The following is a 13,011-nucleotide window of genomic DNA, read 5'->3' on the forward strand; positions in this document are numbered from 1 at the left end:
TGGGGTCGCCGCCGCACTGATCAGGCTGGCTGCGTCTCCGCAAGCTCGAGCAGACGTTGCTCGAGGGTATCCAGCCGAAGCAAGTGAGTCGTCACGCCCGAGGCCTTCACCCGCCAGGACCACGGAGTGGCGTCGACGTCCTCCAGCGCGTAGATATTCTGCGCAGTGATCTGCACCGGATGTGGCGTACCGCGCACCTCCAGGGCATAAAACGGCAGGTGATCCGGCTGCATCACCGCCTGCATCACCAGAAGGCGGGTGAACCGCCGGCGATCCTCGCCGCTGTCGCGGCCCGGGTCTAGCAACTGGTTCACGTTGATCACCGGCACCTGCACGTCCTGCCAGATCAGGTTGGGCTGCAGCCAAGGGACATCCGAATGCTCGGATTCCTGCTGGACGGCCCCGGCGCGGGTGGTCACCTCGAGAAAGGCGCTGCGCGGGAGCAGGATGGAGCCGCTATCCAGCTGAACGATCACCGCCTCGACGGCCTGACCCTGTGCTTCCTCGCTCATGCCGGTATCCCTTCGAGTTGCTCGCGGATCGCGTTCAGCAGGTCATTCTCCAGATACGGTTTCCCGAGATAACCGTTGACCCCGAGACGGTTGGCTCGCTCGCGGTGCTTGGTCCCGCTGCGCGAGGTGATCATGATGATGGGCACCCGCCCGAAGTCCGGATGATCGCGCACGTGGGCGGCGAACTCGAAGCCGTCCATGCGCGGCATCTCCACGTCCAGCAGGATCAGCTGCGGGCGCCGCTCGTCCAGCAGGCCCACCGCATCGAGACCATCGCGAGCCGTGACCACGTCGTAGCCGTGGCGCGTCAGCAGGCGCGCGGTGACCTTGCGAATGGTAATCGAGTCATCCACCACCATGATCCGTTTCGCGCTCGCCGTCTCGACAACAGCCTGCGGCGCCTCCGCCAGGGACGCCGTCGCGGAGGCAAACCGCACCAACATGCTCAGATCAAGAATCAGCATGACCGAACCATCGCCCTGGAGGGTGGCACCGGCCACACCCGGGATACGACTGAGGACCGGGCCCACCGACTTCACCACAACCTCCTGACTACCCAGCAGGCCGTCAATGCGCAACGCGATACGCTGATCATCGGCGCGCACGAGCAACAACGGGAACGGATGGTCCGGCAAGTGTTCGACGCCCGCCTGACTCTCCACACCCATCAAGTCACCGAGCCCGCGCACTGCGTAGTCCTGACCGATGTAGTTGTAGATTGCCTCGTCGTCCCGGCGATCGATCTCTTCGGAACGCGCGCGAACCACGCCCTCCACCGAGGCCATCGGGACCGCAAAGGTTTCTTCGCCCACCTGCACCAGCAAGGCCTGCGAGATCGCCAGGGTAAATGGCAGGCGCATGGTGAAACGCGAGCCCTTGCCTGGCGTCGACTGGATCTCCAGCGTGCCGCCCAGCTGTTTCACGTCGCTGTTCACCACGTCCAGGCCAACGCCGCGCCCCGCCACCTGCGAGACCTCGGCGGCGGTGGAGAAACCGGACTGCAGGATGAGCTGCAGGGCCTGGGCATCCGTGACCTCGGCATCCGCCGCGATGAGCCCGCGCTCCGCCGCGCGCGCCCGGATCGCCTCGGCATCGATGCCCCGACCGTCATCCGTGACCTGCAAGCGGATCTCGCTGCCGGACTGCTCCAGACTGACATCGATCTGGCCCTGCGCCGGCTTGTGTGCCTGTTCCCGTTCGGCAGCGCCTTCGATGCCGTGCGCAATGGCATTGCGCAGCAGGTGCTCCAACGGCGACACCAGGCGTTCTAGCAGGGCACGGTCCAGCTCGGCCCCCTGGCCGGTGAACTCGACGCGGACCTGTTTGCCCAGATCCTCGCCCGCCTGGCGCACCACCCGCCGTAGCCGCGGCGCCATGCGCGCGAAACGCACCATGCGCTGACGCATCAACTGGTCCTGCAGATCGGTCCCGACGCGCCGCTGTTGCAGAAGGATGCCCCCGGCATTCTGCAACTCATCACCGACTTCCTGCTTCAAGGCCTCGAGGTCACTGACACTCTCGGCGAGCGCGCGGGACAGCTGCTGGATGCCGGAATAGCGGTCCATTTCCAGCGGATCGAAGTCGAGGGCGTCCTCGCCACTCTCCTCCTCCACCCGGAACAGGATCTGGGTCTCGGTTTCGATCTCGAGCTTGCGCAGCTGGTCGCGCAGACGGGCGATGGTGCGCTCCAGTTCGTCGACCTGGCTCTCGACCCGCCCAACCGTCTGTTCGAAGCGGCGATGGAAGGTCGCCAGCTCGCCGGCATTGTTCACCAGGCTGTCGAGGACCTCGGCATCCATGCGCACCTGGTCCTGGATCCGCCGACCCTCGGTCTCCGGCGTCTCGTGGCTGCGCCGGTCCGTCTCCGCTCGGGCCTCCTCGACCTCCAGATCCTTCCCGGAGGTGGCTTCGGCTTCGGAGTCGTCGCTCTCAAACGTATCCGCCTCGGGCTCCGCGTCGGTCGATTCGGCGTCCGCTTCACCCCCGGCCCAGGCGCGCAGCGCGGGCAGCGATTCGCTGGCCGATTCATCCATCTGCCAGGCCCCGACCCCGCGCTCGACCAGGCGCTGTACGTCGCTCAAGGCCCGTTCGGCAAGCTGGAAGAAGCCGTCGCGCGGCTCCAGACCGGTCTCGGTCTCCACGCTCAATGCACTTTCCAGGGCGTGCGCAATGGCTCCGACCACGGTGAAACCGGCCATGCGGGCGCTGCCCTTCAGGGTGTGCACTTCGCGCTGGAAGGCATTCTGATCGGGCCCGGGGCGCCCCCCAGTCTCGCGCCAGCCATTCAGGGCCGTGAACGCAGACTCGAGGATATCGCGCGCCTCCTCGATGAAGACCTCGGCAAACTCCCAGTCGATCTCCGATTCCGGTTCCGACTCTGCGGCCGACTCGGCGACATCGAGGTCGTCGAAGTCGGGCGACTCTTCCTCGCTGGCATCATCTTCAGTCCGCAGCAGCTGTTCCGCGGTCGCGGTATCCAGCAGGGCATAGACCTCCGGGGCCCAGGGCGGCGGATCCAGGACCTTGAGCGGGTCCGGCGCCTCGTCGCCGACTGCATCGGCGACATACGTCTCCAGCTGCCGCAACAACTCGATGGCCTGCGACGGTAGTGCCCATTCCATGTCGCGATGGATCCGGATCAGCCGTTCGAACGGTCCGCACACCGAATAAATGCCACGGATATCGGCCGTCCGGGCGCTGCCGTTCAGGGTATGCAGCGCCCGCTCCAGGTCATGGTTCGGGACCCTATCCGGGCGCCACTGGGACTCGTCCAGCCAGCCACGCAGCGCGAGCAGATGGACCTGCGCCTCGGCGGCAAACACTTGCCACAGCTGGGGATCCGTGTCCATGCGAGCGGCCACGGGCTCGGCCGGGAGTTCCGGCTCTTCAGCCTCGGCCTCTCCGTCGACAGGGCCTTCGAGGGCACCATCCTCGACGGCACCGGAATCCTCCCCGACCTCGACCCCAACATCCGGGGCCACCGTGTCGCCCTCGGTCAGCGCCTCTTCGGTCACCTCGAAGGCATCGGCGGGAAGCTCCAGGGCGTCGAGATCCAGCGGTTCAGCAGACCGCTCAGCCGCCGGCGGCTCTTCCGTCTCCCACGGCGAATCCAGGGTTCCGCCGTACTCGGACTCGGCAGATTCCGTTTCGTCGGTCGCCGCTGCAAGGGCATCCGGCGGCAGATCGGGCACAAAGGCGCCCGGCTCCTGCAGGAGCTCGTCGGCCGCCTCGTCTTGGTCGGGGGCCGTCGTCTCGGCGCCTGCGAGCGAATCCGGTGCGTCCAGTTCGTCGAGGGTACGCGCCAGGGCCTCGAACTCCGCGTCCGCACCCGGCGGTGCAGCGCGCACAGCCGGCTCGTCGTCTTCCGCCTCGGCCTCGTCGGGTTCCGGCTCGCCGGCGGCCAGCGCCCGCAGGCGCAGGGCAATGTCCAGAACCGGCGTAACCGGCCCGGTATCGTCACGCACCTCCGCCACCAGCCCGGGCAGGACGCCGATGCCGTCCTCAATGACCTGCAACGTGGCGTGGTCCGCCTCCTGGCCGGAATCCAGCTGGCGGTTGAGGAACGACTCCACGGCCCAGGCGAATTCGCCCAGGCGCAAGGCGCCGGCCAACCGGCCCGACCCTTTCAGCGTGTGGAAGGAACGGCGAATGACCGCGAGGCTGTCGAGATCGGCCGGGTTGGCCTGCCAGCGCGGGAAGTGTTCGCCCAGACTGGCTACCTCCTCGTCCGCCTCCTCGAGGAAGATTTCCAGGATTTCCAGGTCGACGTCGGGACCGCGGACCTGCTCCGCCAGCACGGTGTCGTCGAAAGGCAATGAATCGCGACCGGCCGCGGGCAGCGGGCTCGCCGGCTGCACGACAGGCGCGGCATCGGCATCGGCATCGGCATCGGCATCGGCATCGGCATCGGCGGCGGCGGCGGCATCGGCATCGGCATCGGCGGCGAGCGTGTCCAATGGCTCTTCGCCAGGTTCGTCGCCGGATGTGCCGAGATCGAAAACCGGAGGTTCGGCGAGGCCGGCGGGGTCCACTTCAGCCCCGGTGTCTGCCGCCGGCGCATCCGGGGCCGCAGCCAGACGGACGGCGGCGACATCGCCGCCGCCGGAGACCGCACCAATGCGTTGCAGGGCCGCAATCCCGCGTTCGTGGACGCTGTCCAGTTCACGCCAGGGCTGTCCGGAAGACTCCAGGGCGACCTCGATACTGCTAAGGACCTCGGCAAGGGCCTCGATCTCGCCTTCGTCGAGTTCGGCCGCTGCCATGCCGGCGCGGGAATCGAGATGACGGATCAGCGGGCCCAGCAGGGCGTGCAGGGCCTCGAAGCCGGACATCGACATCGCGCCCTCGATCCGGCGCAGCCCCTCGCGGGCCTCGTCGAGTCCATCGCCAGAGGCGTCCGCGCCGGCATCAAGGAATCCGAGGAAGATGTCGCGGACCCGGCGCACATCCACCAGGGCCTCCTTGTAGACGGCCGCCGCCAGCGCACGATCGAATTCGGCCTGGGGCGTGGGGCTGGCGCTCTTGCGGCGCAGACCCGATTCCAGCAGGGACTCCAGCGCCAGCAGGTGCTCCGCCAGCACCATGTCGACCTGTTCATCCGCCGCGCCCGCGCGCTCGGGAGTGAGCGATGCCATCAGGGCGTCGGTGTGGTCCTGTCCGGCATCCAGCCCGAGAAGACTGAGTGTCGAGCCAATACGCTCGACCTGCCCGCGCAGGCTCTCGAGGTCGTCGACACCCCGCACCTGTGACCGCATCAGGACATCCAGCCGCTCGCGGACCTCGGCAAGGTCGTCTTCCAGGGCCTGGCGCAGGTTGTCGTAGACCGAACGGCCCACCCCGGTACCGCCTTCCACGAGGCTCAACCGGTCGAGCCCGAATACCTCGCGCACGGCGAGGATCTGTTCGCCCTCGGAGGTCGCACAGGCAACGTGGAACAGCAGGGTCTTGATCAGGTCGGGCGATGCCTCGTATTCCGGTTCCGATCCGGCATTGCCGGCCTCCACATGGGCCGACAAGGCATTCAGATAGCGTCCGAGTTCGCGATCGACCCGCCCGACCAGTCGGCGCACGTCGGTATCGGCTTCGACACCGCCCTCGGCGACCGCCTCGAGCATCGCACCGGCGACCCAGAACAAGCGCCGGGCCTCGCCCGCCGGAACGGCCTCCTCCACCACGCGGGCGGTCGCCTGCATTCGGGCAGCCGGTTCGGTCGCATCTTCGCCGCGCACCAATTCCAGCAGATCGCGCTGAAAGCGCCGACGCGCCTGTTGCAGCAGCGGGACGCGAGATGCCGGGTCGAGCACATCGCCACCCGAGCCTACACGCTCGTCGTCCACTGTCTGCGGGTCCGGCATCAATGCCGCGACATCCAGCAGTAACGAAGCGCCGCGACTGGTGCGCAACTCATTCAGCAGAGGGACAAGGATCATGGGCGACGGCAATTCGCCATCGCCCTCGTTCTCGAGGTAGTCGGGCAGCTGCAGGGCGGCCCGCAGCAACGGCTCGGTGGCGGCCACATTCGGCTCGTCAGCGCGTTCGATCTGCCCCAGGACCTGCAACATCTCGTCGCAGATCAGGACCACACTGTCGACCTGGACCATGACCAGGGTGTTGCGGATCTGCTCGACACGACTGCGCGCCTCGGCCAGACAATCGCTACAGCCCGGATCGTCGGAGTACCGTCGCAACGCGTCCTGGACCTCGACAAACAGCTTGTCGAGCTCGTCGCGGACCCAGTTCAGTGCGCTGGATGCCATCGGCCGCGTCCGCCGTCAGGCTCGTTGTTCGTCGGAAGAGGTCGGATCGGGGGCGGAAGCCGGCTCCCCCTCGATCGCAGCATCGACGCGTTCGGTGGTGCCGCCCGGCTCCGGCAGCTTGAAGTCCGATACCGAGGACTGCAGCTGGGCCGAGAGCTGGGCCAGGTCGCCGATCGCCGCCGCGGTGGACTGGGTCCCCTGCGTGGTCTCGGAGGTAATCTCGCGGATCTGGGCCATGATGGAGGTCACATCCTGCGCCATCTCGGACTGCTTGCGCGCCGACGAGGAGATCCCGTCGATCAGATCCGCCAGATCACTGGAGACCTGCTCGATCTCGGACAGCGCCTCGCCCGCGGCCTGGGCCAGTTCGGCCCCCTGCACCACGTTGGAGGTACTCTGCTCCATGGAACTCACGGCCTCGCTGGTATCCGCCTGGATGGCCTTGACCAGTCCCTCCACCTGACGGGTTGCACTGGAGGAACGCTCCGCAAGGCGCTGGACCTCGTCGGCCACCACCGCGAAGCCTCGCCCGGCCTCGCCCGCGGCGGAGGCCTGGATCGCGGCATTCAGTGCGAGCACGTTGGTCTGTTCCGCGATGTCGTTAATCAGGCCGATGATGTCGCCGATCTCCTGCGACGATTCACCCAGGCGCTTGATCCGTTTCGCCGTCTCCTGGATTTGTTCGCGGATATTGTCCATGCCCTCGATGGAACGGCGCACGGTGCCCGCCCCGCGGGCTGCAATCTCCACCGAGTTACGTGCCACGGAGGCCGACTGTTCGGCATCCCGGGCGACCTTGTCGACCGAGCCCGACACCTCCTCGATCGCGTCGTCCGCGCGCTGGATCTCGCGGGCCTGTTCTTCCGACTTCTCGGCCAGCCCCAGCACCTGGGACCGCGTGGAAGCCGAGGATTCGCTGATATCGGCCGCTACCGTGTTGATCGTCGCGACCAGGGTGCGCAGGTTCTCGATCGCGTAGTTCATCGAGTCCGCGATGGCCCCGGTGAAGTCCTCGGTCACCGTCGCGTTGACCGTGAGGTCACCATCCGCAAGGTTCATCATTTCATCGAGCAGACGCAGGATTGCCTGCTGGTTGCGTTCGTTCTGCGCCTCGGTCTCGGCCAGCTCGCGCTTGGTATCGCGGTAGAGGAACAGACCCATCGCGATCAGCAGCAGCAGCGCGAGGCCACCGAAGCCGAACCCGATGAGCGCGATCACGCCCGCGCGTTCGGCCTCAACGGTGATGGCGTTTTCGAAGTCACCGGTGGTCTCCAGCATCGCACCACTGCTGGCCTCGACATTGGAGGCCGCCGCATTGACCTCGAACACCTGGGTGGAGGTATCCAGAACGCCTTCCACCGCCTCGCTAAAGGCGACGAACAGCGTGGCGATCTCCATCAGCAAGGCACGCGCTTGCGGGTCATCGACCGGTTCGACCCCCAGCGGGGCGAATCCCTCGATCAGGCCGTCCAGCACGCGGCCGTACAACGTTGCATCACGCTCGAAGCGCTCGATCGCCGGGGCCGCCTCGGCGCCCCCCTGGAGCACGCGACCCAGGCTGTTGGCAATACGCTGAATCAGCATGGTCTGGCGCGCGGCCACATAGACCTGCTCCGGCGGCTCGCCGATCCGGGTCATGCGCCGCACGACATCGTCGGACAGGCGCGAGAGCTCCGGCGAAAACGCGGCCACCGCATCGGAAAATTCCGTGATCAACTGGATATCCGAACGCCCGAGGATGACGGTGTTGATGTTGCCCCGGTACGCCGACCATTCGCGATCCACCGCGGCGATATCCTCTTGCAAGGGTTCCGGAAGTGGCTGCAGGCCGTCACCCCCCTGGCGGATTCGATCCAGGCGGGCCTCGAAGTCATCGCGCAGGGACTGCAGATCGCGGAATCCCTGCTCGGAGCCGGCTGCCGCCTCCAGCGAGCTGGTGGCGAGACGCTGCGACAACAGACGCAAGTCATTGGCCAGCGCGATCCGGTCACGGTACTGACTCTGCTCGTACTCGTGGTAGGTAAAGGCCCCGCCTGTCGCGATCAGGGCCAGCACCAGCAAGCCCCCGAGGACGAAGTTACGTGCGCGACGACTCGATCCCATCAGTTCATACTCCCTGTCGCAGCACCGCGAACCCCGTCATCAGACGGGAGCTGCGGACTGTTCGCTATTGGATGCACCGGCCAAGCCCGTGCCGGTAAAGCGATTGTTGTCATTGAGTAGCAGGTCCAGATCCAGCACCGGGTGCAACCGGTGCCCGAGATCGAATCCGCCAGTAATAAAGGGTCGGACGGCCTCGGGTACCGAGACCTCCAGGCGCCGCTGAGAGGGGATGCAACGACGCATCCCCTCGACCTGGCTGACTAGAAGCCCGGCCATGCCCTGGCCCTGAGGCGCCACCACGATGCGCTGCCCGGTCGCGTCGTCCGGCAATGGCCGGTCCAGGAGCAGCCTGCCCATGTCGAAGACCGGCAGCACCAGACCCCGCAGATTGCCCACGCCGAGCACGGCGGAATCCGCCAGCGGCACGCGGGTCAGCGCCATCGGGTCGGCGACCTCCGCAATCGAGTCCATATCGACCAGGAAGCGGAAATCGCCAACCCGCAACAGGACGCCGCGCCAGCCGGTCCCGATGTCCCGCCGCAATTCGCGATTGACGCGACGCCCTTCACGATCAAGGCTCGCAATCAGCGCAAACGGCGAGGACAGGTCGGTCTTCATGCCGACAGATATTTCCCGATGGTGGCCAGCAGGTCCTTCTCGACCACTGGCTTGGTGATGTAGTCGCGAGCCCCCTGACGCATCGCCCAGACCCGGTCGGTGGCCTGATCCTTGGTGCTGACCACAACCACCGGGACGTGCGCGGTTTCATCCGCCTGGGAAAGCTGACGCGTGGCCTGGAAGCCATTGAGGCCCGGCATCACTACATCCATCAGGACCAGATCCGGCACCTGCGACTTGGCGGCGGCCACCCCATCCTCGCCACTTTCGGCGGTGGTCACCGAGTGCCCGTTTTTCTCGAGCATCGTGCGCAGGACATGGATTTCGGTCGGCGAATCGTCAACGATCAGAATGCGGGCCATGGGGTTCGTCTTTCCTTGGTTAGTGTGCAGTGGCGACGCTGTGCATCACGCCGCAGGACTGGCGTATCGGCGCATGGCGCCCAGGAGGTCATCCCGGGTAAACGGCTTGGTGAGGTAGTCCTCCGACCCCACAACGCGCCCCTTCGCCTTGTCGAACACGCTGTCCTTGCTCGACAGCATGATGATCGGCGTGGCACGGAATTCCCTGTTGTTCTTGATCAGTGCGCAGGTCTGGTAGCCATCCAGGCGCGGCATCATGACGTCGATGAAGATAATGTCCGGGCGCGACTGCGCGACCTTGGACAGCGCCTCGAAGCCGTCCACGGCAGTGATGACTTCGGCCCCGTGCTTCTGCAGCAAGGATTCGGCGGTACGCCGAATGGTCTTGCTATCATCGATCACCATGACCTTGAGCCCCTGAAACTCGGTGGCCGAGTCCGCTTCGGCAAGCGCGTTAGACACCTTTTCCCCCTGAGGTCATTTCGCCCCGAATCTAGCGGAACCGGGGCTCTGTGACAAACAGCACACAATGATATTGCATACCGGGGGCCGCAACGCGCGCGGCGCTGATCCAGCTTGCGGGGTCACCGACGGCCCCGGCGGGCATGGCATACTCCCCGGAACATCCCGTTCGTGCGAGGCAACGTGGCCCAGAACATCGCCATCCTGATGGACCCGATCACGGGTATCAAACCGTGGAAGGACACCACCTTCGCCATGATGCTGGCAGCACAGGCCCGCGGCCATCGTCTCCACTACCTGGAGCCGGCCGACCTGTGGATCGAGGCGGGCCGGGCGGCGGCCCGGAGCCGCCCGATCGAAGTGCACGACCGGCGCGAGAACTTCTTCACCCTGGGCGAACCCGTCACAGGTCCGGCGGCGCGCTTCGACCTGCTGCTGATGCGCAAGGACCCGCCGTTCGATCTGGAGTACATCTACGCGACCTACGCCCTCGAGCTCGCCGAGCGCGACGGCGTACGGGTATCGAACCGCCCGCAAGCCCTGCGCGACGTCAACGAGAAGGCCTTTACCGTCCACTTCCCGCAGTGTTGCCCACCCACCGTGATTACCCGCGACCGGGGCCGGATCCGCGCCTTCCTCGAGGCGCAGGGAGACATCGTGGTCAAGCCGCTGGACGGCATGGGCGGGGCCTCGGTATTCCGTGTCCGCGAGGGCGACCCGAACACCTCGGTAATCCTCGAGACCATCACCGAGTTCGACCAGCGCAGCGTGGTCGCGCAGCGCTTCCTGCCGGAGTTCAGCGCCGGGGACAAGCGCATCATCCTGATCGGCGGCGAGCCCTACGACCACGCCCTGGCACGCATCCCGGCCGCGGGCGAAAGCCGCGCCAACCTGGCCGCCGGCGGCCGGGGCGAGGCCGTGCCCCTGACCGAACGCGATCGCTGGATCTGCCACGAGATCGCCCCGGAGCTGAAGGCCCGCGGGCTGGACTTCGTCGGCATCGACGTGATCGGGGACTCCCTGACCGAGATCAACGTCACCAGCCCCACCGGTGTCCGCGAACTGGACGCGGCAGGCGGAGACGACCTGGCCGGCCAGTACATCGACTACCTCACTCGCCCGATCGAAGGATGAGCGGCATGCGCTCCGTATTGACTCGAACCCTGCCCCTGCTGCTCGCGGCCGCCCTCCTGGCCGCCTGCGGCCGCGAGGAACCGGATACGGAACAGCTTGGTTTCTACGCCTTCGGCACGCTGGTGGATCTCAGCCTTTACCCGGCCGGCGAATACGACGTGGAGGCGATCGGAATCGCGGTTCAGGAGGAACTGGAAATCCTGCATACCTCCTGGCATGCATGGGAACCCGGGTCGCTCGGGCGCACCAACGAGCTACTCGCCCTGCAGGGCGAGTTCAGCGCCCCACCCTCGGTGCTGCCGCTGATCGAGCACGGTCGCGAGATGGAGGCGTTGAGCGACGGGCTGTTCAACCCCGCACTGGGCAAGCTGGTCGCCGCCTGGGGCTTCCATCAGGACGAACCCGACGGCCCACCCCCGGACGAGGCCACCCTGGCCGAGCTGCTGGACGACCCGCCCCGCATGCAGGACATCGAACGCAACGGCGTGCGCCTGCGCGGAATGCATCCGGACCTGCAGCTCGACTTCGGCGGGCTGGCCAAGGGCCTGGCGGTAGAACGCGTGCTGGAACTACTGGCGGATCACGGCGTCGAGGCCGCGATCTTCAACGCCGGCGGCGACCTGATGACCCTGGGCCGCCCCAGCGAACGGCCCTGGCGGGTCGGCATCCGTCATCCACATGGCGGCGTGCTCGGCAGCATTGAACTGGACGCCGGCGAGGCCCTGTTCACCTCCGGCGACTACGAGCGCGGCTACGAGTGGGAAGGCGAGCGCATCCACCACGTCATCGACCCGCGCAGCGGCCGCCCGAGCCAGGGAATCGACAGCGCCACGGTGCTCCACCACGACCCGGCGCTGGCCGACGCCGCCGCCACCACGCTAATGATCGCCGGGCCCGACGAGTGGCTGGAGTACGCCCGCAAGATGGGCATCGAGCAGGCCCTGGTGGTACTGGACGACCGCATCGAGGCCACGCCAGCGCTCGCCGATCGCGTGCAACTCGGCCCCGACCGGGAGCCGTTCGTGGTACGCGAACTGCCGTGAACCACAGGCTGCTGCGCTGGGGCGATACCCTGATCGGAGCTCTGGCTGCGGGGGTCGTAGTCGCGGCCTTCGTTTTGGCCTACAGCCCTTCGGGAGATGCCCGGGTACTGGTCATCAGTCAGGCTGGGGCCACCCCGCAGCACGAACCACTGGACCGGGCCCGGGTCCTCGAGATCCACGGTCCGGCCGGGATCACCCACATCGAGATCGAACCTGGCCGGGCCCGCTGCGCCGACTCCCCCGGGCGCCAGAACATCTGCGAGGCCAGCGGCTGGCTGCAGGCCCACGGCGAGATCGCCGTGAGCCTGCCCAACCGGCTGACCCTCCAGGTCCTCGGCACGGAACCGGGCTTCGACAGCCTGCATTACTGATGTGCCCACGATGACCGGCGATCCGCATGCCGGGACCGACACCCGCGACCAGGCGATCGCCGCGCTGGCCGCCATGGCCATCGGGATCCAGATCCTCGAGGCCGCCATCCCCAGCCCGGTCCCGGGCATCAAGCCAGGGTTGGCCAACATCGTCACCCTGATCACCCTGCTGGTCCTCGGCTGGCGCGCGGCCGTCGCGGTCACCCTGATCCGGGTAGTCGGCAGCAGCCTGCTGCTGGGGACCTTGCTGAGCCCGGCGTTCTGGCTGTCGCTGGCCGGCGCCCTGGCGAGCCTCGCCCTGCTGGCCGCCCTGCGCCCCTTCGCCACCCGGCATGTCGGCCCGGTGGGCCTGGCCATCGCTGCCGCGATGGCTCACATCACCGGGCAGTTTCTGCTCGCCTGGGCAATCATCATCCCGCACCCCAACCTGCCGCTGGTGCTGCCGCCACTGTTGCTCGCCGCTCTGATCACCGGCGGACTGACCGGTATACTGACCGCCCACGTACTCGCCGACCCGCGAATCCAGCGCCATGTCCACAACCCCACGCCCAATCATTAGCGCCAGCCCGGCCCGCCCCACGGGCCCCGGGGCCGTGTGCGCCCGCCGTGGGCCGGAGGGGACGTGACAGCGAATACCGCCTCGAACGCCC

The 13,011-nt window shown here is 67.2% G+C and carries 10 protein-coding genes; 4 read left to right on the forward strand and 6 right to left on the reverse strand.

All coding sequences use genetic code 11. The features are described 5' to 3' along the window. Window positions 1–20: 20 nt before the first annotated feature. From F816_RS0109180 to pilG, 6 genes are read right to left on the reverse strand one after another with little or no spacing between them, the layout of a single operon-like run. Window positions 21–512 carry a hypothetical protein gene (locus tag F816_RS0109180; protein ID WP_019594485.1) on the reverse strand — a complete coding sequence of 164 codons (492 nt, stop codon included), beginning with the start codon at window positions 510–512 and terminating at the stop codon, window positions 21–23. Beyond that, complete coding sequence (locus F816_RS0109185) at window positions 509–6,268, reverse strand: Hpt domain-containing protein (RefSeq protein WP_019594486.1); 5,760 nt, start codon at window positions 6,266–6,268, stop codon at window positions 509–511. The genes F816_RS0109180 and F816_RS0109185 overlap by 4 nt, the downstream gene beginning before the upstream one ends. 15 nt (window positions 6,269–6,283) lie before the next feature. Beyond that, on the reverse strand, window positions 6,284–8,371 hold the full coding sequence (locus F816_RS0109190; RefSeq protein WP_026333216.1) for a methyl-accepting chemotaxis protein: 2,088 nt from the start codon (window positions 8,369–8,371) through the stop codon (window positions 6,284–6,286). 39 nt (window positions 8,372–8,410) lie between these two features. Next, window positions 8,411–8,989, reverse strand: coding sequence for a chemotaxis protein CheW (locus F816_RS0109195; RefSeq protein WP_019594488.1), 579 nt, complete (start codon window positions 8,987–8,989; stop codon window positions 8,411–8,413). Continuing rightward, entirely contained in the window at window positions 8,986–9,351 is a 366-nt protein-coding gene (locus F816_RS0109200; protein WP_018145129.1) for a PleD family two-component system response regulator, read from the reverse strand. Before F816_RS0109200 ends, F816_RS0109195 begins: the two co-directional genes overlap by 4 nt. Before the next feature lie 45 nt (window positions 9,352–9,396). Continuing rightward, window positions 9,397–9,813, reverse strand: a complete 417-nt coding sequence (gene pilG, locus F816_RS0109205; RefSeq protein ID WP_018175663.1) for a twitching motility response regulator PilG — start codon at window positions 9,811–9,813, stop codon at window positions 9,397–9,399. A 171-nt stretch (window positions 9,814–9,984) separates the two neighbouring features. Here pilG and gshB point away from each other — a divergent pair, with 171 nt between their 5' ends. Genes gshB through F816_RS0109225 form a run of 4 tightly spaced genes read left to right on the forward strand, consistent with a single transcriptional unit; the run spans window position 9,985 to window position 12,920 of the window. Further along, a complete protein-coding gene (gshB, locus tag F816_RS0109210; RefSeq protein ID WP_019594489.1) occupies window positions 9,985–10,947 on the forward strand; it encodes a glutathione synthase in 963 nt (320 codons plus the stop codon). A 5-nt stretch (window positions 10,948–10,952) separates the two neighbouring features. Continuing rightward, a complete protein-coding gene (locus F816_RS0109215) occupies window positions 10,953–11,990 on the forward strand; it encodes an FAD:protein FMN transferase (RefSeq protein ID WP_019594490.1) in 1,038 nt (345 codons plus the stop codon). Next, window positions 11,987–12,361, forward strand: coding sequence for a NusG domain II-containing protein (locus F816_RS0109220; protein ID WP_019594491.1), 375 nt, complete (start codon window positions 11,987–11,989; stop codon window positions 12,359–12,361). Before F816_RS0109215 ends, F816_RS0109220 begins: the two co-directional genes overlap by 4 nt. A gap of 10 nt (window positions 12,362–12,371) precedes the next feature. After that, window positions 12,372–12,920, forward strand: a complete 549-nt coding sequence (locus tag F816_RS0109225) for a Gx transporter family protein (protein ID WP_019594492.1) — start codon at window positions 12,372–12,374, stop codon at window positions 12,918–12,920. The last annotated feature ends 91 nt before the right edge of the window (window positions 12,921–13,011 follow it).

This window comes from Thioalkalivibrio sp. ALM2T, from assembly GCF_000381505.1.
In the GTDB taxonomy this organism is placed as follows: Bacteria; Pseudomonadota; Gammaproteobacteria; order Ectothiorhodospirales; family Ectothiorhodospiraceae; genus Thioalkalivibrio; species Thioalkalivibrio versutus.